A 25,983-nucleotide genomic window follows, 5' to 3' on the forward strand; every position below is an offset into this window, starting at 1 on the left:
GATGGAATATTGGCTGCCGCGTTTATTCCTGATCGTGCTGCTGGCGGTACTGGCCCTGGCAGGCTGGCAATGGCGCGACGGTCCTCCGTTGTCGGCCAACTTGATGGAATTGGTTCCCGGATCAACCCCAGACGCCTTGGAATTGCGCGCCGAAGAGCGCATGCAAGAGCCGCTCAACCGCGAAATGCTGGTGCTGGTCGGGCACGCCGACCGCCAACAGGCCATCAATCTCGCGCAAAAACTCGGTGAACAATGGCAAGCCAGTGGCCTGTTCGAAAAGGTCCAATGGAACCTCCAGGCGGACTTGCCGGGCGCGCGCCAACAATTGCTGCAAGGGCGATTGGCGATGTTGTCGCCGACAGATCGCAGCCAGTTGATCAATCAACCCCAAGCGTTTATTCAGCAACGGGTGGAAAGCCTATTTGACCCGTTCACCGGCTTCAGTCTGGTCGCCAGCCAGGATGACTGGCTTGGCCTGACCGGACGCATTCAAAACAGCCAGCCGCAACATGGTTCGGTGCAGCTCGATATCGGCAGCGGTGCCCTGATCGCCAACGCAGATGGCAAAAGCTGGGTATTGCTGCGCGCCAGAACCACGGGCAATGCGTTTGATATGCACTTGCCGATGCAGGTCGCGGACTTGCTCAGCGCCGCGCGGGTGCAGGCCCATCAAACCGATGCGCAACTGCTGGCTGCCAGCGGCCTGCTGTACGCCGCCAACGGTCAGCGCCAAGCCACTCGCGAAATTACCTGGGTGGGCGGCGGCGCCACCTTCGGAATTTTGTTATTGCTGTTATTGGCCTTCCGTCGTTGGCGGGTGCTGCTGGCATTCGTGCCGGTGGTAATTGGCATGCTGTTCGGCGCGGTGACCTGTGTCGCGCTGTTCGGGCATATGCACGTCATGACGCTGGTGCTGGGTTCAAGCCTGATCGGCGTGGCAGTGGATTACCCGCTGCACTCGCTGTCGAAAAGCTGGAGCATGAAACCCTGGCGAAGCTGGCCGGCGTTGCGCCTTACAGTGGGAGGCCTGAGCTTGAGCCTGGTCACCAGTTGCATCGGTTACTTGGCCTTGGCCTGGACGCCGTTTCCAGCACTGACGCAGATCGCAGTGTTCTCCGCCGCCGGCCTCGTGGGCGCTTATTTGACTGCCGTGTGCCTGTTGCCGGCGATGCTCAACACCCTCGAACTGCGTCCGGCCCAATGGCCATTACGTGTCGCCGAACGCTTGATGAGCTGGCGTGAGGCCCTGCTTCGGCGCGTTGGCACACCTGTTCTGCTGGTGCTGTTGCTGGTGTTTTGTGCCGCCGGGCTGTGGCAATTAACCACCAAAAACGACATTCGCCAATGGATCGGCGCGCCGCCGCAACTGCTGGCCGAAGCGCAGGCCATTGCGCGTATCACCGGTTATCAACCCACCAGTCAATTCTATTTGGTGCGCGCCGCCAATCAACAGCAACTGCTGCAGAGGCAAACCGAGTTAAGCCAGCGCCTCGATCAACTGGTCAGCCTGGACAAGTTGCAGGGTTACTTATCGCTGAACCAGCTGCTGAGCTCACCTTGCGAACAACACCAGGTGCGGGATGCGTTGGGTAAGTTGCCCTTGTTTTGGCAACCGCTGATTGACCTCGGTGTTCCCCAAGCCAATCTTCAAGCGGAGCTGACGCGGCTGCAGATGCTGCCGGACCAAGACATCGACGCCGCACTGGCCGGACCGCTGGGCGAACCGTGGCGCACATTATGGCTGGGGTCGACCGCTGATGGCGTCGCAGGCATGGTCAGCCTGCGCGGCTTGAACGACGCTAATTTGTTACGCGTGCAGGCGCTAGACATTGAAGGCGTGCAACTGGTTGATCGTCTCGGCGACTTGAACAGCGTGTTTGCCGCCACGCAAATCAGTGCGGCGGAGCTGAAACTGCTGTCTTGCGCGCTGATCGCACTGCTGTTGATTCTGCCGTTTGGTCTCAAGGGCGCGCTGCGGATCATCGCGTTGCCACTGCTGGCCGCGCTGTGCAGCTTGGCGAGCCTCGGCTGGATGGGCCAACCGCTGACCCTGTTCAGCGTGTTCGGACTGCTGCTGGTCACGGCCATCAGTGTCGATTACGCGATTTTGATGCGGGAGCAGATCGGCGGTGCGGCAGTCAGCCTGCTCGGGACCCTCCTGGCGGCCGTCACCACATGGCTATCGTTTGGTTTACTGGCGATTTCAAGCACGCCTGCGGTGAGCAATTTTGGTTTGTCGGTGAGTCTCGGTCTGGCTTTCAGCTTCATGCTCGCGCCATGGGCCGGCCGTCAAGCGGATGCCAAAACCGTTAGCGAGGCCGCCGTATGATGAGCGTGCTGCTGTTTGCTTTGGCGGGCATGTACCGAACTTTCATTAAGAATGCCGAACAGGCAAGGGAGCCTTTGTGCCAATAGCTGAAATGGAGCGACGCCAAGTTGTGGTCATTGGGGCTGGGCCTTCCGGCGCGATTGCCGCTGCACTGTTGAAACGCCAGGGTCACGACGTACTGGTCGTTGAGCGTCAGCTTTTCCCGCGTTTTTCCATTGGCGAAAGCCTGCTGTCCCATTGCCTGGATTTCGTCGAAGAAGCCGGCATGCTCGACGCGGTAAACGCGGCCGGGTTTCAAATGAAGAACGGCGCGGCCTTTGCCTGGGGAGATCGTTGCTCCCATTTCGACTTTGGTGACACATTCAGCAACGGCAAACCGACCACCTTTCAAGTAGAGCGCGCCAGCTTCGACAAGCTGCTTGCCGATCAGGCCGCACTGCAAGGCGTGGAAATCCGTTATCAGGAAGAAATCATCGCCGTCGATTTTGACGCGGCAAAACCCACCCTTCGAGCGCGTCGTGCAGACGGCAGCCTGTACAGCGTAGAGGCAGATTTTGTCCTTGATGCCAGCGGTTATGGCCGCGTGTTGCCGCGCTTTCTGGACCTCGAAGCACCGTCGAGCTTTCCGGTTCGCCATGCGGTGTTCACCCACATCGAAGACCGTATCGATGACCCACGCTTCGACCGCCTGAAAATTCTCATCACCACCCACCCCGTACATCGCGACGTGTGGTTTTGGCTGATCCCCTTCAGCAATGGCCGCTGTTCACTGGGCGTGGTCGGGGCGGTCGAAAAGATCAAAGACAAACCCGCAGACTTCGATGCGTGCCTGCGAGCGTTTATCGCCGAAGCACCCGAGCTGGAACGCCTGCTGCACGCCGCTGTGTGGGACACGCCGGCACGGACCATCGAGGGTTACTCTGCCAACGTAAAATCCTTGCACGGCAAGGGCTTCGCTTTACTGGGCAACGCCGCTGAGTTTCTTGATCCGGTGTTCTCGTCTGGCGTGACCATCGCCATGCGTTCGGCGAGCATGGCCGCGGCCGTGTTGAAACGTCAGTTGCAGGGCGAAACCGTTGATTGGGAGAGCGAATTCGCTGTGCCACTGAAACGTGGCGTGGACACCTTCCGCGCCTATGTCGAGGGTTGGTATGACGGCAGTTTTCAGGACGTTATTTTCCATCCTGGCAGTTCCCCGGAGATCCGCCGCATGATCAGTTCGATTCTCGCCGGTTATGCCTGGGACGAAGGCAACCCGTTTGTCAGTGAACCCAAGCGCCGCTTGCGGATGATTGCGCAAATTTGCGCGAGCAGCGCCCAATGAGCGCCCACAATTTCAGCGAGACCTACGTCGAGGAAACTCGTTTCGGCTTATGGTTTCTGCGCAGCCACACCTGGCAGCATCATGTCCTGCGCGTCGCGATTAACGATCTGCGCCGGTTGTTCAATGACGGCTCGGGCACGCTTCCGCCCTCCGACCCAGTGTTGCTCGATGTCGGTTGCGGTCAGGGAAAATCATTTCAGCGCTTGAAAGAGGTGTTCTCACCGGCGCGGTTATTGGGGGTGGACGCCGATCCGCGGAGCCTGACACTGAGCCGGACTGAAGCTCAGATACGCAGTATCAGCGTCGAGCTCACCGGCAGCGATTGTGCGCAGTTGCCAATGCCGGACGCCAGCGTAGATCTGTTGTTTTGCCATCAGACGTTTCACCATCTGGTGGAGCAGGAAAAAGCTCTCGCCGAGTTCTATCGGGTGCTGAAACCGGGTGGTTATTTACTGTTTGCCGAATCGACCAAGGCCTATATCGATACCTGGGTCATCCGCTGGTTGTTTCGCCACCCTATGCAGGTACAGAAAAGCGCGGCGCAGTACCTGGAAATGCTCCGCGGCCAGGGATTTGAGTTCGGCCCGCAAAACGTCTCGTATCCGTACCTGTGGTGGAGTCGCGCCAAAGATTTCGGTTTGTTGGAGCGTTTCGGACTGAAGCGTCCGGCGCCGTTTGGTCAGCGCGATGAAACCCTGGTCAACGTGGTGGCGCGCAAACCCGTGCAAGGCGCTGCCGGATGATTCGTCGTCTACTGCTCAGCCTTGGCTTTTTGCTGCTGTGTGCCTGCGCCAGCCCAGCGCCGCTGCCTGAACATTCGCCGCAACTGGCGCTGCCGATGCAACTGCATATTTTGCGCGAACAGGCTGAGCAGCGTCAGGACTGGTTGTTGGTGATCCAACAGGAAAGCGGCGGCCTGCGTTGGTCGTTGATGGACCCGCTCGGAATCCCGGTCGCGCGCCAACGCTTGGTTGACGGTACGTGGCAGGCTGACGGTTTGTTGCCGCCCAACCCACAAGCCCGAGAACTGTTCGCTGCATTGCTGTTTGCCCTGACCCCTGCCGCCCAATTGCGCAGCAACTACCCAGCAGCGCGAATTAATGCCGGGCAGCGCGACCTTGGCAGCCGCTGGCACGTTGAGTACCGTCTGCCCCTGGTATTCGATGTACGGATGGATCAAGGCGTGGCGTATCACGTCAGCCCCTTGGATGACGAGGCCAACCCATGACGGCCTACCTAAACGCCTTGGGCGTGATCTGTGCGCTTGGGGCTGATAAGGCCAACGTCGCTCGCGCGCTGTTTTCGGGTGATTGTTCGGGCATGCGTGACGACAGCGGTTGGGTGACTGGGCGCTCTTTCCCAGTCGGGGCTGTTCAAGGTGAGCTGCCATCTATCCCCAACGAATTGGCCCAGCACAGCAGCCGCAACAATCAGCTGTTGTTGGCCGCCGCGCTGCAAATCGAGGACGAGATTCGGCAGGCGATCAAACATTTCGGCCCGTCAAGGATTGGCGTGATTCTCGGCACCAGTACCTCAGGGATCGATGAAGCCAGCCGTGGTCTCGCCGCCTACCTGCGGGATCAAGTATTCCCCGCCGATTATGACTATCAGCAACAAGAACTTAGCGCCCCGGCGAATTTTCTTGCGGCGTGGCTGGACCTCAGCGGACCGGCGTATGTGATTTCTACCGCCTGCACGTCCAGCGCCAGGGCCTTGCTCAGCGCCCGGCGATTGCTCGACATGGGTCTTTGCGACGCGGTGTTGTGTGGCGGCGTCGACAGTTTGTGCAAGCTGACACTGTGTGGATTTTGCGCACTGGAAGCGGTCTCGGCACAACGCTGCAATCCGTTTTCAAGCAATCGCAATGGGATCAATATCGGCGAAGCCGCCGTGTTGTTTTTGATGACTCGCGAAGCCAGCGGCACCCACCCGATTGCTCTGCTGGGTGCGGGCGCCACGTCGGACGCGCACCATATTTCCGCGCCGGAACCTAGCGGCCGGGGCGCGCAGGAAGCCATGCAAAAAGCCCTGAGCAACGCCGGCTTGCAGGTCGAAGACATCGGTTATCTGAACCTGCATGGCACTGCGACTCAACACAACGACGCCATGGAAAGTTTCGCCGTGGACGCGGTATTCCCCAACGGCGTGCCCTGCTCTTCGACCAAGCCATTGAGCGGTCATACCCTCGGTGCCGCCGGGGCGTTGGAAGCAGCGTTTTGCTGGTTGTGCCTGGCCCCTGAAAACAGCGAAAACGCTCTGCCTCCGCACGCTTGGGACGGTCAAGCCGATCCGCAATTACCCGCGCTACAGTGGGTCGAACCCGGCCAATGTTTGACGCACGCCCATCCCCGTCGACTGATGAGCAATTCTTTCGCGTTCGGTGGCAACAACGTCAGCCTGATTATTGGAGACGCCTCGTGATCGACTGGCCGCTTGCCGAACTGTTGCCCCACGCCGGGAACATGATCCTCATTGATCGGGTGCTATCGTTCGATGCTGAGCAAATCCACACCCGGCTGACGGTGCGCCCTAATGGTCTGTTCAACCGCGCCGATGGCAGCCTGCCCGCCTGGGTCGGCGTCGAACTCATGGCGCAAAGCATCGCCGCGTTCGCTGGCTGTCACGCCCGTGAACAGGGCAAACCGGTGCAGTTGGGTTTTTTGCTGGGGACACGCAAGTTCGAATGCAACGTCGAGCATTTTCCCGTTGGTACTGAACTGACGATCCACGCCCTTTGCTCGTTGCAGGATGACGCTGGCATGGGCGTGTTTGAATGCCACTTGAGAGCCCCCGGCATTCACGCCACGGCGCGCCTTAACGTGTACTGCCCGCCCCAGCCCGCCGCCTATCTTGCCGAAGGAGTTCCCGCATGACTGAATCGATACTGGTCACCGGCTCCAGCCGTGGCATTGGCCGCGCCATTGCACTGCGCCTGGCTCAAGCCGGGTATGACTTGATCCTGCATTGCCGCAACGGTCGAATTGAAGCCGAAGCGGTACAGGTTGAAATCCAGTCTATGGGCCGCGCCGCGCGTATCTTGCAATTTGACGTCGCCGATCGAGCGGCCTGCAAAGCCATTCTCGAAGCCGACGTGGGAACCCATGGCGCGTATTACGGGGTGGTCTGCAACGCCGGACTTACCAGGGACGGCGCGTTCCCGGCGCTGACCGATGAAGACTGGGATTTGGTGATGCGCACCAATCTCGATGGCTTTTATAACGTGCTGCACCCGGTGATGATGCCGATGATTCGACGCCGTGCGGCGGGACGTATCGTCTGCATTACCTCGGTCTCGGGGATGATCGGCAACCGTGGACAGGTCAATTACAGTGCGTCGAAAGCCGGGATCATTGGCGCCGCTAAAGCACTGGCCATCGAACTGGGCAAACGCAAGATCACCGTCAACTGCGTCGCGCCCGGTTTGATCGACACCGCGATGCTCGACGAAAACGTGCCGGTGGAAGAATTGATGAAGATGATCCCGGCACAACGCATGGGCACCCCCGAAGAAGTCGCAGGTGCCGTGAATTTTCTGATGTCGGCCGAAGCGTCCTACATCACCCGCCAGGTCTTGGCAGTCAACGGAGGCCTGTGCTGATGAAACGCGTCGTCGTCACCGGCATGGCCGGCATCACCTCGTTAGGCAGTGATTGGGCCAGCATTCAGGCCAATTTCATCGCCAATCGCAGCGGCATTCGGCGGATGGATGAGTGGAACCGTTTCACAGAGCTCAACACCCGGCTCGCGGGGCCTATCGATGATTTCGCCGTGCCCAAACACTGGAACCGTAAGCAATTGCGCAGCATGGGCCGAGTCTCGCGGCTGGCCGTCGGGGCCGCCGAACAAGCGCTGCTCGACGCCGGGTTGTTGGGCGACGCGATCATTCGGGACGGACGAATGGGGGTGGCCTGCGGCTCGTCCACCGGCAGCACCGACGAGATCAAAGCCTTCGGCAATATGCTGCTCAATTCAGTGGCCGAAGGGCTAAACGCCAACTCTTACGTGCGGATGATGCCGCACACCACGGCCGCAAATATCAGCATCTTCTTTGGTCTGACCGGGCGCTTGATTCCCACGTCCAGCGCCTGCACCAGCGGCAGCCAAGGCATCGGTTACGCCTATGAGTCGATCAAGTTTGGCCGGCTGCCATTGATGCTCGCCGGCGGCGCTGAAGAACTGTGTCCAACCGAAGCCATGGTGTTTGATGCGCTGTACGCCACCAGCTTGAAAAATGACGCTCCGCACACCACTCCGCGCCCTTACGACAGCGCGCGTGATGGCTTAGTCATCGGTGAAGGCGGCGGCATGCTGGTGCTCGAAGAGCTGGAACATGCCTTGGCCCGAGGTGCGCACATTCATGCTGAGATCGTCGGTTTCGGCAGCAATGCCGACGGCGCTCACTCCACCCGCCCGGAGCAAATCACCATGCGCCGCGCCATGGAGTTGGCCCTGGAAGACGCAGGCCTGACGCCCGACGCGATCGGTTACGTCAACGGTCACGGCACCGCCACCGAACAAGGCGACATCGCCGAAACCCTGGCCACCAACAGCTTGTTCGGCCCGCGCATGCCCATCAGTTCGCAGAAAAGCTTTCTTGGCCACACCTTGGGCGCCTGTGGTGCACTGGAGTCGTGGTTCTGCATCGAAATGATGAACCGCGACCGTTATGTTCACACCCTCAACCTCGACGTTATCGACCCCCAGTGCGGCGAACTGGACTACCTACGCGGCGAAATGCGCCAGATGAGCAATCAGTACGTAATGAACAATAATTTTGCCTTCGGTGGTGTGAACACGTCACTGATATTCAAGCGTTGGGCGTGAGTTGACCACGCAGGTTCCTATCTGAGCCAACTTGTTGGCTCGTACAGATTGATGAACCACAGAGCAACGTTAGTCTTGGACTACAGCCTGTTGAGTTAACAACTCAACAAACGCCTTGGCCATCGGTGAATGTTGGTCTTTGCGTTGTACTAGCCAAACGGCCGTGTTGGCGCCTTCGTCCAGTACCGTCAGATAGACCACGCCGTCGATTCGCATCCGTTGGTAAGACGCTGGCAACACGGTCACGCCCAGTCCTGCCGCGACCAACCCAATGATGGTCATAGGTTCGCCAGCCTCTTGGGTTATCTGCGGACTGAATCCGGCTTGAAGTGCCAGGCTCAATAATTGTGCATACAAACCGCTGCCGTAGGTTCGGGGGAAAAAAACGAAAGGCTCCGCAGCCAACGCGGACAAATACAATCCTTTCTCACTGCCCGCCGCCAACGGATGGTCAGCACGAATAATCGCCACCAAGGGCTCGCGGAACAGTTCCACGGCGACCAGTGAATCCGGCAGTGGCAAGGGACGCATGATCCCGACTTGCACCGAATTTTCCACCAACGCCTCGGCGGTTTCCCTGCTGCTCATTTCCTGTAAAGCCAAGTGGACGGCAGGAAAAGCCTGACGAAACGCGAAGATCGCTTGGGGAATGCTGGAGTTGAACGGCGCCGATGCCGTGAAGCCAATCTTCAGTTCACCGAGCTGCCCCAACTGGGCACGACGCGCCACATCGGCGGCTTTCCCGACTTGGGCCAAGACTAGGCGCGCCTCGTCAAGGAACAACCGGCCAGCCTCACTCAACTCAACCCGACGGTTGGTACGATCAAATAGTCTCGCTCCGACCTCTTTTTCCAGCGCCTGAATTTGCTGACTTAACGGCGGTTGAGAAATACCTAACGCCAGCGCGGCCCTGCCAAAGTGCAGTTCTTCGGCTACGGCGATGAAGTAGCGCAGATGACGTAATTCCATGAACTCACCATTAGGTCTTTTTAAATATCAAACAGGTCGAACAATATATTGGAAAGAATCATTAGCGAGCTATATTCTTTTTTACATTGCTTGCCGCACACGCCATCGAGGTCATTTTGAAAACTGCTGTTGCTCTACCCTCCGAGATTGCCGATGGCCGACGTCGCCAACAAGCGCCTGTCCGTGGTGGGATCGAGGCACTGGAAGAAATCTATATCGAGAAAGGCACGCCCCTATTTTTACGTACGGTGCTGGCATTGTTCTCTGGCGGTTTTGCGACCTTTACGTTGTTGTATTGCGTGCAACCGCTGATGCCGGTGCTGTCCCGCGAATATTCAATTAATGCCGCACAAAGCAGCCTGATTCTGTCGGTCGCCACCGGCATGCTCGCCTTCGGCTTACTGATTACCGGACCGATTTCAGACCGGCTCGGGCGAAAACCGGTGATGGTGACGGCGCTGTTTTGTGCTGCCCTGTTCACCCTGCTTGGCGCCTTGATGCCGACGTGGGAAGGAATTCTGCTGATGCGCGCACTGGTTGGCCTGTCGCTCAGCGGTTTGGCGGCAGTGGCGATGACCTACCTGAGTGAAGAAATTCACCCTCAACACATCGGCTTGGCGATGGGCCTTTACATCGGCGGTAATGCCATCGGCGGCATGAGCGGTCGGGTGATCACTGGGGTCTTGGTGGATTATGTGAGCTGGCACACCGCTATGCTGGTCATTGGCGGCCTGGCGATGATCGCTGCGGCGGTGTTCTGGAAGATTCTCCCGGAATCACGCAACTTCCGTCCGCGCTCATTGCACCCTCGCAGCCTGCTTGATGGCTTCACCTTGCAGTTCCGTGATGCAGGCCTGCCGTGGCTGTTCCTCGAAGGTTTTCTGCTGATGGGCGCGTTTGTGACGATGTTCAACTACATCGGCTACCGCTTGCTGGCCGACCCTTATCATTTGAGTCAGTCGTTAGTCGGTCTGTTCTCGCTGGTGTACCTGTCGGGCATCTACAGCTCGGCGAAGATCGGTGCATTGGCCGATAAACTCGGCCGACGCAAAGTGCTGTGGTCGGTCATCGTCTTGATGCTGGTCGGCATCGCAGTAACGATGTTCAACCCATTGTCGATGGTCATCATTGGCGTGCTGTTGTTCACGTTCGGCTTCTTCGGCGCGCACTCCGTCGCCAGCAGTTGGATCGGCCGTCGCGCAATCAAGGCCAAGGGCCAGGCATCGTCGCTGTATTTGTTTTGCTACTACGCAGGCTCCAGCATAGCGGGCACTGCGGGCGGTTTTTTTTGGCATTACGCAGGGTGGAATGGTATCGGCGCGTTCATCGGGGTGTTGTTGGTGGCAGCATTGGCGGTGGCATTGCGCTTGGCGAAGTTGCGGCCATTGGGGACGAACGCTCAGGGCTGATGTTTCCTGCGCTACAAAAACGCCCGGAAGCCGGGCGTTCCAGTTCCAGCGCTTAAAGCGACATCCGCTGGATTATCCGTGCCCCACTGACCTCGTGCTTGATCACGCCAGCAATGTGCATCACGACCAATACAGCCAACAGTGCGCAGGCCACCTCATGAACAGTAAACAACGCTGCCAACCAGCGTGGGTCATTGATCAGGTTCGGGATACTGATCGCGTTAAAAACATTGATGGGCCGTTCCATCATCAGCACACCGGTCACCAATACCAGGCTTACCGTCCCGTAGATCAACGACTGCACCAGCGCAGCGGTGAGTTGCTCGAACGGCTTGCCTGAGGAGGGCGCGGGCCTGACGTGGGTCTGTCGAGCGTAAAACCGAAGGATAAACACCGGAATGAATAAGGTGCCCACCGACACGTTAACGAATGCCACCCATTTTTTGATCTCCGGGTTCACCGGCAACAGGCCAGTATAAAAGCCGCTGACCAACGCCCAACAAATCACTAACGCTGAAATCCAGTGCAAGGTGACCATGAGCTTTGAATATTTTTGAATGTTCATTACCCTGCTTATTTCTACCCAACAAAAAAACCTGCTACGGCGAGTGCGGTAGCAGGAACGGGGTGAAAACTACTTAGTCTGCGTGATACTGCGCCGACATTTCATGCACCGCTTCCATAAAGACGCCTGCGTTAGCCGGGTCAACTTCAGGCGTAATGCCATGACCGAGGTTGAAAACGTGTCCGGTGCCGCTGCCGTAACTGGCGAGGATGCGTGAGACTTCGCTGCGGATTGCGGCAGGGTTAGCGTAAAGCACGGTCGGGTCCATGTTGCCTTGCAAGGCGACTTTGTTGCCGACGCGCTGACGGGCTTCGCCGATGTCGCACGTCCAGTCCAGGCCCAGTGCATCAGCGCCCGCGTCAGCAATGCTTTCCAACCACAGGCCGCCGCCTTTGGTGAACAGGATGACCGGCACTTTGCGCCCGTCGTGTTCACGGATCAGGCCGTTGACGATTTTGCGCATGTAGGCCAGTGAGAATTCCTGATATGCCGCTGCCGACAGGCTACCGCCCCAACTGTCAAAGATCTGCACCGCTTGTGCGCCCGCGAGGATCTGGCCGTTGAGGTACGAGGTTACGGACTGCGCCAATTTATCCAGCAACAGATGCATGGCCTGTGGATTGTCGTAGAGCATGGCTTTGGACTTGCGGAAATCTTTCGATGAACCGCCTTCGACCATATACGTCGCCAGGGTCCATGGGCTGCCAGAGAAGCCAATCAAGGGCACGCGGCCGTTGAGCTCGCGGCTGATGGTGCTGACGGCGTCCATTACGTAGCCAAGGTCTTTCTGCGGATCAGGAATCGGCAGCGCTTCGATGTCGGCTAAGGTACTGACGGTTTTCTTGAAGCGCGGACCTTCGCCGGTTTCAAAATACAGACCAAGGCCCATGGCGTCCGGGATGGTCAGAATGTCGGAGAACAGGATGGCCGCGTCCAACTGGGGGTAGCGGTCCAGCGGTTGCAGTGTGACTTCGCAAGCGAACTCCGGATTCATGCACAGGCTCATGAAATCACCGGCCTTGGCGCGACTGGCGCGGTACTCCGGCAGATAACGACCGGCCTGACGCATCATCCACACGGGGGTGACATCGACGGGCTGCTTTAGCAGGGCACGAAGGAAACGATCGTTCTTCAGGACAGTCATGTCGGCATCCGGTTAAAAAGTGTGGGCATTTTCTCAGAGACGGACGCAAAAGGCACGGCAAGAGCCGTGCCTTTTATCTATCGAGGCGATTTGTCGCAGGTTTAGTGAGTATCAACCTTGTTAAATATCAGTTGCATCGCCCTTTTGGATTTAGGGTTTTTAGGATTTAACGTTGGCCGGTCGAACCATAAGCGCCAATTTCCTCGCCCGGTGCTTTGTCCGATGCCCGGAAGATCCAAGGTATAGAGACCACCCGCAGAGGGGTGCAATTTGCCTTCACCGTTAAGTAAGTACCTTTCAACAGCAGTGTTAATGGCGGCGGCAAGGTCATCATTCGGGAGACGTTTTTGAGCATCCTTAAACGCATGACTGTCTAAGAAGTCACCCATTTCAATTGTGAAATTCTTCTTACCGACCGACGAAACATTTACAGAACTGGCTGCTGCCGGCGCATCGCTGACGTTAGAGGCTTTGGCAGCTTTCGCAGCTTTTTTCGCGCCCTTACCTGGCCCTCCCCCCGATAATCCGATGTTGTTGTAATTCCAGTTTCCCTGTTCATCAATGCGAATGGGCATCTGGTAATAAGCATCCGGTCTTCGCGGATCTATAACACGCCATGTGGCGTTATCGGCATCGTACCGAATAGGAAAGGTCTTCCCTGCACGCTGGCCATAAAAACTCGAAGGGCCGGAAATGTTCGCTTTTTCATATACGCCGCTGTAGACGCCGTCGGTACGTAATTTCAACCCTCCAGGCTCATCCGACAAGGCCGTTGCCGGTGTCAGCCCGCCAAAGCGCGTCCTGTTCGCTTTTGGTTTCTTGCTCCCTGGTAAACCATCAGTCAGAAGTAACGCGGCCTGTACAAAATGCACAGCAGCGCTGCTATTCCCCTCGCCCACCGCTCGAACCCCCCGCGAAACGGCATAAATACTGCGCGCGGCAGCGATGGGCAATCTGACCTTAAACGGCGTGAACTCAATCGCCAATTCGGCCAATGAACTAGCAATGGTCCAGGCCGTTTGCCAGTTGACCTCGCTAGTGCTGGTCGTTTGCGCATCGACTTGATCGATAATGCGCTGAACTTCAGCCTCGTAACTGGCGAAGTAGACGTTCTCAGCAATTACCCGGGAAGGTGTGACTTTCAAGTGGCCCTCACTTATAAGTGTGCCAAATACTTCACCCAATGCGGTTTTCGGCTCTACAGGCAGCCTGCTTATCAGATAGTCAGCTAACAGAGAATTAGCGAATAGTTTCTCCAGCATTTCCTGCTCACTGGCATATTCACGGAAACTCACGCTGTCCGGAGCCGAGGGCGTATAGACCACTACACTCGGAATGCTTTGCCTGGATTCGGGAGCGATTATTAACACCCCCTGCAACGTCAGACCATCGAATTGGCCAGGGGAGTAAACCCCCGGTGGGCCGTAGTAATGCAAGTTAGTCGGCGTCGAATCGGTGAGCTTAACTTCCTGTACCCGAATGCGGTGACCTTCAACCCGTACGCTCGCCTCGCTATCGACCGCGCGATCAAGAACGGCCATTACCCACTTATAGCCTCGGTCTGCGAGTTCTGGCGGCAAACTACCGTCGTCTAGAAAGTCCATGGCCATTTTGGCTTCGATGGCGTCCAGACGCATTTGCGCATCCATGACCCGTGCATATTGATCGCGACTCCACTGACCATGAAAGGAGGTCAGCAAACGCTGCTTCAGAAATGCGGTGTAGCTGTCGCCCACATTTAGTTCGCGGACGAGACTGTGCACATAACGGCTGCTTAATTCCTTAATTGGAATGTCGTTTTTATCAACGAAGCTCGCCGTCAGCAAAAAGTTTAAATCGAAGAGGCTTATATTTTGCAAACAGAGCTGAGGGAGACTGCACCGTGTCGGAGTAATTTTAAGTCCCCCGCCGACTACCGGAAGAACCGCACCGCCGGGCCCAAGACCTACCGGCCCCTGAAAGGGGATCCACTCACTGTTGGTGATCTCGACCGTTATATCATCCGGATCCAGCCGCAAACCCAGGTCGAATTCAAGGCGGTCTCTGAGCAGGTTTTTGGCGTAAACGCGCAGTTGATCGGCATCGCCGTATTCACTGAGGCTTGGAAGCGCAGGCGCTTGCGCTTCTATCAACGCCTGACGATAGTTCTGAGTAGCATTGTTCCAAATGAGTTTGTCCGCGGTTGAGGCCTGCTTCATCCAATCGGGCAGCGACGCCTCCTTAACTTGCAAAGGTTGCTGCGGGTCATACCAACCGCCGCTCGCAGCGGCGGCGACATTGCCTAGCATCAGGCGCAAACCGTCAACATCGGTATCAGAATGCATCCCGAGACTTAAACGTTCATGAGGTTGCAGCACCGATGCAATGGCCAGATAAAAGGTGTCGGTGCCGCCACTGAAACGGTAAACCTCATCATTGCCGAGGTTTTTCGCCGCGTAGTAACCATTGCCGCTATGTAACAAAACAATTGAGGCTGTCGACGGTTCAGGGTCAATAACATACTTGCCTTCCTGATCGACTTCGGCGATCAATAATTGGTAACCCAAAAGACTCTTTAATATACGTTGGGCGCAGGTTCTAGTGAGTGCGTCAGCATCTTCGTTGTAGGTTCTTTTATGGAAAATGCCATCAAGCGCTCGGTCATTACGCCATTCTTCTACGGAATGATTCAAAGCTTTAATAAAGGAAGCAGGCAATACATCTTTATCCAAAAAATCTTGTTCCTCTGCCTCCGACAGAGGGAATCGGTCCAACAGCGCATTGAGACGCTCGGCGGGGACTGAGGGGCTCAGTGCCAATAACACCTTTAATACAGGTGAATGCTCGTGAACTTGCTGTAGCCAAAGTGGCAAGAAGCGGTTGCGATGGCTGAAGTAGGGATCGCACTTCATCGCGCCATCGTCCCAGAGCAAAGCCTCAAATACAGCGGCTCGCTCTGACTTGAGTAAATCAACCAGCTGCTTGCGTAGCGTAACAATGCGCCCGTCTGGGCTGGAGCTGTTCGGAAAGTCACCGCCAACCCCCAGTTGAGAACCCGCAGGAAGTTGGCTGATGATGAGCGGGAGCAGTTCTTCGTCGCCGTCGTCTGACGAGGTGGCATATTCGCCAGAGCGATCCTGCACCACTGAAACACTGTGTTTAATAACGCTGGGGTCACTGCCTTTAAGATAGGTCGCGATGGTATCGCCGTTTTCGTTGACGACCTTAAGTTGCACGTCCGATGGCCACTCGGTGAGTTGAGGCAGCAGACAAAAGATCAGCGGCTCGCTGCCCAGCGGAAAAAAACCTTTTTCGATGAATTTTTCGATGAACTGCTTGATGGTCCGATCTGTCTTTTCGCGAGCGCGTTGCTCTCGGGCTGACACTGAGCTTGGCATGAAGCCGGTGGCATTTTCGGAAAGCATGGATCGAAGAGGCGTTGCGGTAGGTGCTGTCATGATTGCATCCTTGCAAATGACATGGGTGTGGAGGAGGACAACCCTGGCGGCGACCTCCCCGTAATTGAAGAGGTGCACGCTAGCACACTGTGCAAACAGAAATAGCGCTCGGAAATATCAGGAAAACACAGTACCTGTAGAAGCCACACGTTAGTGATGGGCCATCGGACCTTATAGCAGCCTTTAGCAGTTTCTACAGAAACCTGTGCAGCGGCTGAATTTAAAGGCCCAGGTAGTCCAGAATCCCTTCGGCCGCGTTACGGCCTTCGAAAATGGCCGTTACTACCAAGTCAGAACCACGAACCATGTCGCCACCCGCGAAGATTTTCGGGTGGCTGGTCTGGTGCTTGAATTGCGCCTGTTCCGGGGCGATAACGCGACCTTGGCTGTCGGTCTGGATGCTGAACGCTTCGAACCACTGCGCTGGGCTTGGACGGAAACCGAAGGCGATGACAACGGCGTCTGCCGGAATAATCTCTTCAGAACCCGGAATCGGCTCAGGGCTGCGTCGGCCGCGGGCATCAGGCTCGCCAAGACGAGTCTCAACCACTTTCACGCCTTCAACTTTGTCTTCACCCACGATAGCAATCGGCTGACGGTTGTAGAGGAATCGCACCCCTTCTTCCTTGGCGTTCTTCACTTCTTTGCGCGAGCCCGGCATGTTCGCTTCATCACGACGATATGCACAGGTTACCGACTTGGCGCCCTGACGAATCGCGGTACGGTTGCAGTCCATCGCAGTGTCACCACCGCCCAGCACCACAATCTTTTTGCCCTTCATGTCGACGAAGTCTTCCGACGACTTTTCAAAGCCAAGATTGCGATTGACGTTAGCGATGAGGTAGTCGAGCGCGTCATGCACGCCCGGCAGGTCTTCACCGGCAAAACCGCCCTTCATGTAGGTGTAAGTGCCCATGCCCATGAACACGGCATCGTACTCTTCGAGCAGTTGATCCATGGTCACGTCCTTACCGACTTCGGTATTGAGACGGAACTCAATACCCATGCCAGTGAAGACTTCGCGACGATGGCTCAGTACGGTTTTTTCCAGCTTGAACTCAGGAATACCGAAGGTCAGCAGACCGCCGATTTCCGGGTTCTTGTCGAACACCACCGGAGCCACGCCGCCGCGCACCAATACGTCGGCGCAACCGAGGCCCGCAGGCCCGGCGCCGATGATCGCAACACGCTTACCGGTCGAGACGACCTTGGACATGTCGGGACGCCAGCCCATGGCGAAGGCGGTGTCGGTGATGTATTTCTCGACCGAACCAATAGTCACCGCACCAAAACCGTCGTTGAGGGTGCAAGCGCCCTCACACAGACGATCCTGAGGACACACACGGCCGCAAACTTCCGGCAGCGTGTTGGTCTGATGCGACAGCTCAGCGGCGGCCAGAATGTTGCCTTCCGCAACCAGCTTGAGCCAGTTGGGAATAAAGTTGTGCACCGGGCACTTCCACTCGCAATACGGGTTACCGCAGCCCAAACAGCGGTGGGCCTGATCGGCCGATTGCTGGGGTTTGAACGGTTCATAAATCTCGACGAACTCTTTCTTGCGCTGACGCAAGAGCTTCTTCTTCGGATCTTTGCGCCCAACCTCGATGAACTGGAAGTCATTACTCAGACGGTCAGCCATTACTAAAAAACTCCTGACTGCAGCTTCAGGCTCTAGCTTCAAGCTGCAAGAAAATCATATCAAGCCCAAACCCCGCGCTGCTTCAAACTGCAGCTTGGGGCTTGAAGCTTATGGCTGCTCTTATTCCGGATTCGCTCGGGTACTGGACAGCAGCGATTTCAAGCTCGCTGCTTTAGGCTTCACCAACCAGAACCGACGCAAATAGTCATCGAGGTTTTCCGAGAGGTTACGGCCCCACTCGCTGTTGGTTTCCTCGACATATTCGGCCAATACACGCTGCAAATGGCTGCGGTTGGCTTCCATCGATTCGCCGCTGATCCGCTGGATTTCCACCAACTCGTGGTTAACCTTGTCGACGAAGGTGTTGTCTTGGTCCAGCACGTAGGCGAAACCACCGGTCATGCCGGAACCGAAGTTGTTACCGGTTTTGCCCAGCACGCAGATGAAACCGCCCGTCATGTATTCGCAGCAGTGATCGCCAGTGCCTTCGACAATCGCGTGGGCGCCGGAGTTACGTACACCGAAACGCTCGCCTGCGGTACCAGCAGCAAACAACTTGCCACCGGTTGCGCCGTACAAGCAGGTGTTGCCGATGATGGCGCTGTCCTGAGTCTTGAACGCACTGCCAACCGGTGGAACGATGACCAGCTTGCCGCCAGCCATGCCTTTACCCACGTAGTCGTTAGCGTCGCCTTCGAGGTACATGTTCAAGCCGCCGACATTCCACACGCCGAAGCTTTGCCCGGCCGTGCCTTTAAAGCGGAACGTGATTGGGGCGTTGTCCATGCCGTGGTTGCCGTGCAGCTTGGCCACTTCACCGGAAATCCGCGCGCCGATGGAGCGGTCGCAGTTACAGATATCCAGTGAAAACTCGGCGCCGCTGAGTTCGACAATGGCTGGTTTGGCCAGCTCGACCATTTTTTCGGCCAGCAAGCCTTTGTCGAACGGCGGATTGCGGTCCACGGTGCAGAACTGAGCTTTGTCGGCAGGGATGTGATCGCTGCCCAACAGTGGCGTCAGGTCCAATTGCTGCTGCTTGGCAGTTTCGCCCGGCAGGATTTCCAGCAGGTCCGTGCGGCCGATCAGTTCTTCGAGGCTACGCACGCCCAACTTGGCCAACCACTCACGGGTCTCTTCGGCGACGAAGGTGAAAAAGTTGATCACCATGTCGACCGTGCCAATGTAGTGATCTTTGCGCAGCTTTTCGTTTTGGGTGGCAACCCCGGTGGCGCAGTTGTTCAGGTGGCAGATACGCAAGTATTTGCAGCCCAGCGCAATCATTGGCGCGGTACCGAAGCCGAAGCTTTCGGCGCCGAGGATCGCAGCCTTGATCACGTCGAGGCCGGTTTTCAAACCACCATCGGTTTGCACCCGGACCTTGCCGCGCAGGTCGTTGCCACGCAGGGTCTGGTGAGTTTCGGCCAAGCCGAGTTCCCACGGAGCGCCCGCGTATTTGATCGAGGTCAGCGGCGATGCACCGGTTCCGCCGTCGTAGCCGGAAATAGTGATCAGGTCGGCGTACGCCTTGGCGACGCCCGCCGCGATGGTACCGACGCCCGCTTCCGCGACCAACTTGACCGAAACCAGCGCTGCCGGGTTGACTTGTTTCAAGTCAAAAATCAGCTGCGACAAATCTTCGATGGAGTAGATGTCGTGGTGCGGTGGCGGCGAAATCAGGGTCACGCCAGGCACTGCATAACGCAACTTGGCAATCAAACCGTTGACCTTGCCGCCTGGCAGTTGACCACCTTCGCCGGGCTTGGCGCCCTGCGCGACTTTGATCTGCATCACTTCAGCATTGACCAGATATTCGGCGGTAACGCCAAAACGGCCGGTCGCGACTTGCTTGATCTTCGAGCTTTTGATCGTGCCGTAACGCGCAGGATCTTCGCCGCCTTCGCCGGAGTTAGAGCGCGCACCCAGGCGGTTCATGGCTTCGGCCAGGGCTTCGTGAGCTTCAGGCGACAGCGCGCCCAGAGAGATGCCTGCCGAGTCGAAACGCTTGAGAATCTTGTCCAGCGGCTCGATTTCTTCAATCGCCAACGGCTGGTCAAGGGTCTTGAGCTTGAACATGTCGCGAATCATCGACACCGGACGGGTGTCCACCAGCGTGGTGTATTCCTTAAACTTGCTGTAGTCGCCTTGCTGCACGGCGGCTTGCAAAGTGGTGACCACCTCAGGGTTGTAGGCGTGGTATTCACCGCCATGCACAAACTTGAGAAGGCCACCTTGTTGGATCGATTTGCGTGGGCTCCAGGCTTCAACGGCAAGCAGTTTCTGCTCGGCTTCGAGGTCGATAAAACGCGCACCTTTAATCCGGCTCGGCACGCCACGGAAGCTCTGGTTGACGATCTCGTCGGCCAGGCCGATGGCTTCGAACAATTGCGCGCCACGGTAGGACGCAACGGTTGAGATACCCATCTTCGACAGGATTTTCAGCAACCCTTTGGAGATGCCTTTGCGGTAGTACTTGAACGCTTCGTCCAGGTCCGCCAGCACTTCGCCGGTACGGATCAGGTCGGCCAATACTTCGTACGCGAGGAACGGGTAAACCGCTGAAGCGCCAAAACCGATCAACACCGCGAAATGATGCGGGTCTCGGGCTGTGGCGGTTTCTACCAGGATGTTGCTGTCGCAACGCAGGCCTTTTTCGGTCAGGCGATGGTGTACCGCGCCGACGGCCAGCGCGGCGTGAGCCGGCAGCTTGCCGGGGGCGATATGACGATCGCTCAGCACCAACTGAGTTTTACCAGCACGCACGGCTTCTTCCGCCTGATCGGCGATGTTCAGAATCGCCGCTTCAAGGCCGACGTTTTCGTCGTAGTTCAAGTCGATGAAATAACGTTCGAAACCCGGACGCTCCAGTGTCATCAGCGCACGCCATTTTGGCGGAGAAATAACCGGCGAGCTGAGAATCACCCGTGACGCGTGCTCAGGCGATTCCTGGAAGATGTTGCGCTCGGCACCGAGGCAGATCTCCAACGACATGACGATGGCTTCACGCAGCGGATCGATGGGCGGGTTAGTCACCTGCGCAAACTGCTGACGGAAGTAGTCATAAGGCGAGCGCACGCGCTGGGACAGCACGGCCATCGGCGTGTCATCACCCATGGAACCGACGGCTTCCTGGCCTTGTTCGGCCAACGGACGCAGCACCTGATCACGCTCTTCGAACGTCACCTGGAACATCTTCATGTATTGCTTGAGCTGGTCCGAGTCGTAGCTGGCTTCACCTTGATCATCGACCAGGTTGGCCTGGATGCGCAGGGCATTCTTGCGCAGCCATTGCTTGTACGGATGGCGCGATTTCAAGCGGTTGTCGATGGAGTCGGTATCCAGGATCTGGCCGGTCTCAGTGTCCACCGCGAAAATCTGCCCAGGACCGACACGGCCTTTGGCAATGACGTCTTCAGGCTTGTAGTTCCAGACACCGATTTCCGATGCCAGGGTGATGTAACCGTTTTTGGTGGTGACCCAACGTGCCGGACGCAGACCGTTACGGTCGAGCAGGCACACCGCGTGACGACCATCGGTCATTACGACACCGGCAGGGCCATCCCACGGTTCCATGTGCATGGAGTTGTATTCGTAGAACGCACGCAGTTCGGCGTCCATGGTGTCGGCATTTTGCCACGCAGGCGGAATCAGCATCCGCACGCCACGGAACAGGTCGATACCACCGGTCACCATCAGCTCAAGCATGTTGTCCATGCTCGATGAGTCGGAACCTACGCTGTTTACAAGCGGGCCAAGCTCTTCCAGGTCCGGCATCAGTTCGTTAGCGAACTTGGTGCGACGGGCCTGGGCCCAGTTGCGGTTCCCGGTGATGGTGTTGATCTCGCCGTTGTGGGCGAGAAAGCGAAAAGGCTGTGCCAGCGGCCATTTCGGCAGGGTGTTGGTCGAGAAACGCTGGTGAAACACGCAAATCGCGGTTTGCAGGCGTTCGTCGCGGAGGTCTGGGAAGAAGGCCGTCAAATCGGCCGGCATCATCAGGCCTTTATAAATGATGGTCTTGTGCGAAAAGCTGCACACGTAATGCTCGCTGTCGGCGGCATTGGCCACTGACGAGCGACGACGGGAGCTGAACAATTTGATCGCGAACGCTTGATCGCTGAGGCCTTCGCCACCGATGTAGACCTGCTCGATTTGCGGCAGACGCTCCAGGGCCAGACGGCCGAGTACGCTGGTATCAATCGGAACTTTACGCCAGCCGATCAATTGCAGACCGGCAGCCAGAATCTCACGGTTCATGTTTTCGCGCGCAGCGTCTGCTTTGGCCGTGTCCTGATTGAGGAACACCATGCCGACGGCGTACTGCTTGGGTAACTCGACATCGAAATGTTGCTGGGCCATGGCCCGCAAAAACGCATCGGGTTTTTGAATCAGCAGACCACAGCCATCGCCGGTCTTGCCGTCAGCATTGATCCCACCACGGTGGGTCATGCAGGTCAGGGCTTCGATAGCCGTCTGCAACAGGTTATGGCTCGCCTCGCCCTGCATATGGGCGATCAGGCCAAAACCACAGTTATCCTTGAACTCATCTGGATGGTACAGACCTGCTTTCATAGACACTTTCTCACCAGGCTGCCTCTTTTTGAGGCAATTTTCTTTTCAATTCAATCAGTTACCAACCGCGCCAGACGTTCGCCAGCTTTGCGGGGGCAAAAGGGAGGTCATTGTACACACCGACACAAAAGCTCACAAACTCGGCGACGAACAGTCGCAAATCTATGTCGCATTGATGAAAGGTTTAAAGCTAGAAGTTGTGCTAGTCAAAGTCTTTTTTATGAAATCGACCAGACTGCCCTAAATCATCGCTTATGCCTGTAACACAGACACCAGCAGGCGCGCTGCGGTTAAGCAGCACGCTCACGCGAGATTTCGGGAGTGCCGTATCGGCGACCCACGCTTTTAGCGCAGGCCGCCAGCATATCAGCGACTTGCGGCCAGTTCCTGTTGGATGCTGGCGACAGTACGAGGCCAAGGTTTACCAGCCTGAACCTTGGCTGGCAATACCTTGATGGCTGCGCTAGCAGCTGCGTGGGTAGAAAAATTGCCGTAGGTCACGACATACAAGGGTTTGCCCTGCAGGGTTTTCTTGAAATAACGGTATTCGCCGCCTTGTTCGTGAACATAGGTCTGAGCGGTGGTTTCGGAACTGGTGCCGAGGATTTGCACGACGTAGTTGCCCGGCGCCTGACCGGCGTACCAGTTACCGCCAACAGCTGGCTTGGCCGCAGCGGCCACTGGTTTCTCTGCAACCTTCGGCGCTGGTTTGGCCGTAGCGACTTGAACCGACGCAGGCTTGGCAACTGGCGCCGGCTTGGCAGTCGCGACCGGGACAGCGCGAGTAGCAACAGGTGCAGCCGTTGGTGCCGGGCCAGCAGGAACGCCAACCGGTGGCGCGGTGGTAGTCACGGTGGGCGGCTGCAGATTGCCCGCCGGGCCGCCTTCGTCACCATCGCTACCGCCCGCGGCTTCAGCCAGCGGACCGCGCATGACCGGTTGCGACTTGCCCACCAATGGTAATGGCATGGGTTGTGAATTGCCGGCGAACTCAATCGCTGGACCACCCTGATTATTCGATTGCTGAGCGGCAGGCTGGCCCTGACCGAGTGGCAACTGCGCCTGAGCATTGACCGGCGCGGTGGCGGCAGGCGCCGTGGCGGTGTTATTGGCGTTACGGCCCGGCATCAGCCATGCGGCCAATATTCCGACGACAACGACGGCTCCTAAAGCCAGTACATGTTTCTTTGGCATCTTGAACCCCATACTTGGACGCTTAACCGCCGTGCGGCTAGCGATCATGGCTTCGATCATGGCATCGCGGGCGACCTGGTTGATCGCGCCCGGCCAGCCGCTGGAATGCTCGTGAATATCGGCAATCTGATCAGCCGTGAACAATTCGATGCCTTGACCGGCACCGTCCAGTCGCTGAGCCAGGTACTCGCGCGTTTCCTCTTCGGTGTAGGGTTGCAACTCGATGACGTGGAAGCGTTCTTGCTCTTGCACTTCCTCTGCGCCGAGCTGATCCAGGCGGTCGATCAACGACGACTCGCCAAACAGGAAGACATGCGGACGACCTTCTGGCGTACCCACGGCCAACCCAAGCAAGGCTTCGAGTGCGGATTCCCCAAGTTGTTCGGCATCGTCGACCAATAAATAGACTTCTTGCCCGGTCAACGCCAGCTGTACGACCTGCGACAGGATCGCGCGCATCTCTGGCTGAACTACACCAAGGGCTTGGGCAACCTGACGAAGTACACCTGTGGCATCGGTGGCACCGCGTGCCGATATGACCACACTTTGCACCGACTGCTTGTTGGTGCTGGCCACAAGAGCTTGACGCAATAACGTCTTGCCACTGCCTTGGGGGCCAGTGACGACTAACAATAACTCGCTGTAGCGCGCCAGGTGATGGAGCTGGCCGAGTACCGGTTTACGCTGCGCCGGGAAAAATTTGAAGCCAGGTACCCGCGTTGCAAAGGGGTCATGACTCAACTGGTAATGGCCGAGAAAGGCCTCGTCGGCATGCAAACTAGTCATGGATTTTTCATTAACCTCTAAGCTGATCCACCAGGGTCCGGTAGTCCGTTCCCAGCGTGGCCTGTAATACTTCTTTCGGATAATCGGCCGTCACGACAGCTTCGCCAATCCGCCGTAGCAGGACCAGACGCAAACGTCCGTCGATGACTTTCTTGTCAATGGCCATGTGTTCGAGGAAATCCTCCTCGGTCATGTTTTCCGGCGGTACTACCGGCAATCCAGCGCGCTGAAACAAGCGAATACCGCGATCACGCTCCTGCTGGGTGATCCAGCCCAGGCGGGCGGACATCTCGAGTGCCATGACCGTACCTGTTGCAACCGCTTCGCCATGCAGCCATACGCCGTAACCCATATGGGTCTCAATGGCATGCCCAAAGGTGTGGCCCAGATTCAGCGTTGCTCGAAGGCTGCCGGTCTCGCGCTCGTCAACACCAACGACTGCCGCTTTTGCCGAGCAAGAGCGCTCGATGGCAACCGTCAGCGCCGCTTGGTCGAGGGCGCGCAACTGGTCAACGTTTTCTTCAATCCAGGTCAGAAACGGCTCATCGCAGATAAGGCCGTATTTGATGACTTCCGCCAATCCGGCCGACAGCTCACGCTCAGGCAAGGTGTTCAGGGTGGTAGTGTCGATCAGTACAACATTGGGCTGATAAAACGCGCCCACCATGTTTTTGCCTAGCGGATGATTGATCCCGGTTTTACCACCCACGGACGAATCGACCTGGGACAACAAAGTGGTTGGAATCTGAATGAAATCTACGCCGCGCTGATAACAGGCGGCTGCAAAACCGGCCATGTCGCCGATCACGCCGCCACCCAAGGCAATAACCGTGGTGCGGCGATCATGCCGTGCAGTGAGCAGAGCATCGAAAATGGTTTGCAGGGTTTCCCAGTTCTTGAACGCTTCGCCGTCAGCAAGCACCACCGGCAACACGTTGTAATTGCTCAGCGTGCGGGTCAGTCGCTCAAGGTAAAGGGGCGCAACGGTCGCATTGGAAACAATCGCCACCTGCCGTCCGGCAATGTGTGGCGCCAGCAGTTCAGGCCGATCCAGCAAGCCTTCGCCAATGTGAATCGGGTAGCTTCGTTCGCCCAGCTCGACCGTAAGTGTCTGCATGTGTCCCCACGCTGATAAAGAGTGCGCCTGCCGCGTCATCTCTGAGTCTGATTATGAAATCATGGCTGCTATAAAAATCATGGCTTTACGCCACATCGCAACGCTGTTTTTTATGCCAAGGGTGAGTGACGGAGGATAACGCATTTCGCTCCACGCTTTAACGGGGAGCGAGTTCGGCCAAGCGGGCCAAAATGTGTAATACCACCATTCGCGGCGGCCGCTCATCGGTTTCCACCACCAAATCAGCGATTTCTCGATAGAGCGGATCACGGATTTCCAGCAGTTCGCGCAGCACGCGGGCGGGGTCGGCGGTTCGCAACAAAGGTCGGTTACGGTCACGGGCAGTGCGCCCGACTTGTTGCTCTACCGAGGCATGCAAATACACCACGCGCCCACCCGCATGGAGCGCCTGGCGATTCTCGCTGCGCATGACTGCACCGCCACCGGTGGCGAGTACGATGCCGTCGGCCTCGCACAGTTCAGCAATCATTTGCTGTTCGCGATCGCGGAAGCCTGGCTCGCCCTCTTTGTCGAAAATCCACGGAATGTTGGCACCGGAACGCAGTTCAATTTCCTTGTCGGAATCTTTGAACGGCAAGCGCAACTCTTTGGACAGCAATCGACCGATGGTGCTTTTGCCCGCCCCCATCGGCCCTACAAGTATTATATTTCGCACAGAA

18 protein-coding genes are annotated in these 25,983 nt (G+C 57.3%); 9 read left to right on the forward strand and 9 right to left on the reverse strand.

Annotated features, from left to right (window positions below):
• The first annotated feature begins 1 nt into the window (after position 1).
• The 8 genes from RHM65_RS03785 to RHM65_RS03820 all read left to right on the forward strand — a co-directional run bounded on the left by RHM65_RS03785 (position 2) and on the right by RHM65_RS03820 (position 8,477).
• Entirely contained in the window at positions 2-2,329 is a 2,328-nt protein-coding gene (locus RHM65_RS03785; RefSeq protein WP_322170665.1) for an MMPL family transporter, read from the forward strand.
• Positions 2,330-2,405: 76 nt separating this feature from the next.
• Complete coding sequence (locus RHM65_RS03790; RefSeq protein ID WP_322167265.1) at positions 2,406-3,653, forward strand: NAD(P)/FAD-dependent oxidoreductase; 1,248 nt, start codon at positions 2,406-2,408, stop codon at positions 3,651-3,653.
• A complete protein-coding gene (locus RHM65_RS03795) occupies positions 3,650-4,396 on the forward strand; it encodes a class I SAM-dependent methyltransferase (RefSeq protein WP_322167264.1) in 747 nt (248 codons plus the stop codon). Before RHM65_RS03790 ends, RHM65_RS03795 begins: the two co-directional genes overlap by 4 nt.
• Positions 4,393-4,881 (forward strand): DUF3261 domain-containing protein, encoded by a 489-nt coding sequence (locus RHM65_RS03800; RefSeq protein ID WP_322184253.1) that lies wholly within the window; start codon positions 4,393-4,395, stop codon positions 4,879-4,881. Before RHM65_RS03795 ends, RHM65_RS03800 begins: the two co-directional genes overlap by 4 nt.
• On the forward strand, positions 4,878-6,074 hold the full coding sequence (locus RHM65_RS03805; protein WP_322184255.1) for a beta-ketoacyl-[acyl-carrier-protein] synthase family protein: 1,197 nt from the start codon (positions 4,878-4,880) through the stop codon (positions 6,072-6,074). Before RHM65_RS03800 ends, RHM65_RS03805 begins: the two co-directional genes overlap by 4 nt.
• Positions 6,071-6,526, forward strand: a complete 456-nt coding sequence (locus RHM65_RS03810; RefSeq protein ID WP_322184257.1) for a hotdog family protein — start codon at positions 6,071-6,073, stop codon at positions 6,524-6,526. Before RHM65_RS03805 ends, RHM65_RS03810 begins: the two co-directional genes overlap by 4 nt.
• A complete protein-coding gene (fabG, locus tag RHM65_RS03815; protein WP_322184259.1) occupies positions 6,523-7,251 on the forward strand; it encodes a 3-oxoacyl-ACP reductase FabG in 729 nt (242 codons plus the stop codon). The genes RHM65_RS03810 and fabG overlap by 4 nt, the downstream gene beginning before the upstream one ends.
• Positions 7,251-8,477, forward strand: coding sequence for a beta-ketoacyl-ACP synthase (locus tag RHM65_RS03820; protein WP_322184261.1), 1,227 nt, complete (start codon positions 7,251-7,253; stop codon positions 8,475-8,477). Before fabG ends, RHM65_RS03820 begins: the two co-directional genes overlap by 1 nt.
• A gap of 69 nt (positions 8,478-8,546) precedes the next feature.
• On the opposite strand, the gene RHM65_RS03825 is transcribed toward RHM65_RS03820, so the two are convergent.
• Positions 8,547-9,446, reverse strand: a complete 900-nt coding sequence (locus tag RHM65_RS03825; RefSeq protein WP_322184263.1) for a LysR family transcriptional regulator — start codon at positions 9,444-9,446, stop codon at positions 8,547-8,549.
• 116 nt (positions 9,447-9,562) lie between these two features.
• On the opposite strand from RHM65_RS03825, the gene RHM65_RS03830 reads away from it, so the two are divergent.
• On the forward strand, positions 9,563-10,855 hold the full coding sequence (locus RHM65_RS03830; RefSeq protein ID WP_416195116.1) for an MFS transporter: 1,293 nt from the start codon (positions 9,563-9,565) through the stop codon (positions 10,853-10,855).
• A 52-nt stretch (positions 10,856-10,907) separates the two neighbouring features.
• Here the strand turns inward: RHM65_RS03830 and RHM65_RS03835 are convergent, their stop codons facing one another.
• The 8 genes from RHM65_RS03835 to aroK form a co-directional block, all read right to left on the reverse strand.
• Positions 10,908-11,420: a cytochrome b gene (locus RHM65_RS03835; protein WP_322167255.1), complete on the reverse strand. Its 513-nt coding sequence runs from the start codon at positions 11,418-11,420 to the stop codon at positions 10,908-10,910.
• A gap of 73 nt (positions 11,421-11,493) precedes the next feature.
• The gene (hemE, locus tag RHM65_RS03840) at positions 11,494-12,564 is read right to left on the reverse strand and encodes a uroporphyrinogen decarboxylase (protein ID WP_322167254.1); all 1,071 of its coding nucleotides are present in this window, start codon (positions 12,562-12,564) and stop codon (positions 11,494-11,496) included.
• A 101-nt stretch (positions 12,565-12,665) separates the two neighbouring features.
• Positions 12,666-16,001: a dermonecrotic toxin domain-containing protein gene (locus tag RHM65_RS03845; protein ID WP_322184265.1), complete on the reverse strand. Its 3,336-nt coding sequence runs from the start codon at positions 15,999-16,001 to the stop codon at positions 12,666-12,668.
• Positions 16,002-16,221: 220 nt separating this feature from the next.
• Positions 16,222-17,640 (reverse strand): FAD-dependent oxidoreductase, encoded by a 1,419-nt coding sequence (locus RHM65_RS03850; protein WP_322167251.1) that lies wholly within the window; start codon positions 17,638-17,640, stop codon positions 16,222-16,224.
• Positions 17,641-17,760: 120 nt separating this feature from the next.
• Positions 17,761-22,206, reverse strand: a complete 4,446-nt coding sequence (gene gltB / locus RHM65_RS03855) for a glutamate synthase large subunit (protein ID WP_322167250.1) — start codon at positions 22,204-22,206, stop codon at positions 17,761-17,763.
• Between the two features lie 366 nt (positions 22,207-22,572).
• The gene (locus RHM65_RS03860; protein WP_322184267.1) at positions 22,573-24,186 is read right to left on the reverse strand and encodes an AAA family ATPase; all 1,614 of its coding nucleotides are present in this window, start codon (positions 24,184-24,186) and stop codon (positions 22,573-22,575) included.
• Positions 24,187-24,196: 10 nt separating this feature from the next.
• Positions 24,197-25,303: a 3-dehydroquinate synthase gene (gene aroB, locus RHM65_RS03865; protein WP_322167248.1), complete on the reverse strand. Its 1,107-nt coding sequence runs from the start codon at positions 25,301-25,303 to the stop codon at positions 24,197-24,199.
• Positions 25,304-25,460: 157 nt separating this feature from the next.
• Positions 25,461-25,979 (reverse strand): shikimate kinase AroK, encoded by a 519-nt coding sequence (gene aroK / locus RHM65_RS03870; RefSeq protein WP_322167247.1) that lies wholly within the window; start codon positions 25,977-25,979, stop codon positions 25,461-25,463.
• Positions 25,980-25,983: the final 4 nt, after the last annotated feature.

It is taken from the genome of Pseudomonas sp. CCI4.2, assembly GCF_034350045.1.
Taxonomy (GTDB): Bacteria; Pseudomonadota; Gammaproteobacteria; order Pseudomonadales; family Pseudomonadaceae; genus Aquipseudomonas.

Coding starts and splice junctions, on each gene's coding strand:
- RHM65_RS03785 (WP_322170665.1), top strand. CDS start 2: ATGGAATATTGGCTGCCGCGTTTATTCCTGATCGTGCTGCTGGCGGTA.
- RHM65_RS03795 (WP_322167264.1), top strand. CDS start 3,650: ATGAGCGCCCACAATTTCAGCGAGACCTACGTCGAGGAAACTCGTTTC.
- RHM65_RS03800 (WP_322184253.1), top strand. CDS start 4,393: ATGATTCGTCGTCTACTGCTCAGCCTTGGCTTTTTGCTGCTGTGTGCC.
- RHM65_RS03805 (WP_322184255.1), top strand. CDS start 4,878: ATGACGGCCTACCTAAACGCCTTGGGCGTGATCTGTGCGCTTGGGGCT.
- fabG (WP_322184259.1), top strand. CDS start 6,523: ATGACTGAATCGATACTGGTCACCGGCTCCAGCCGTGGCATTGGCCGC.
- RHM65_RS03820 (WP_322184261.1), top strand. CDS start 7,251: ATGAAACGCGTCGTCGTCACCGGCATGGCCGGCATCACCTCGTTAGGC.
- RHM65_RS03825 (WP_322184263.1), bottom strand. CDS start 9,446: ATGGAATTACGTCATCTGCGCTACTTCATCGCCGTAGCCGAAGAACTG.
- RHM65_RS03835 (WP_322167255.1), bottom strand. CDS start 11,420: ATGAACATTCAAAAATATTCAAAGCTCATGGTCACCTTGCACTGGATT.
- hemE (WP_322167254.1), bottom strand. CDS start 12,564: ATGACTGTCCTGAAGAACGATCGTTTCCTTCGTGCCCTGCTAAAGCAG.
- RHM65_RS03845 (WP_322184265.1), bottom strand. CDS start 16,001: ATGACAGCACCTACCGCAACGCCTCTTCGATCCATGCTTTCCGAAAAT.
- RHM65_RS03850 (WP_322167251.1), bottom strand. CDS start 17,640: ATGGCTGACCGTCTGAGTAATGACTTCCAGTTCATCGAGGTTGGGCGC.
- gltB (WP_322167250.1), bottom strand. CDS start 22,206: ATGAAAGCAGGTCTGTACCATCCAGATGAGTTCAAGGATAACTGTGGT.
- RHM65_RS03860 (WP_322184267.1), bottom strand. CDS start 24,186: ATGACTAGTTTGCATGCCGACGAGGCCTTTCTCGGCCATTACCAGTTG.
- aroB (WP_322167248.1), bottom strand. CDS start 25,303: ATGCAGACACTTACGGTCGAGCTGGGCGAACGAAGCTACCCGATTCAC.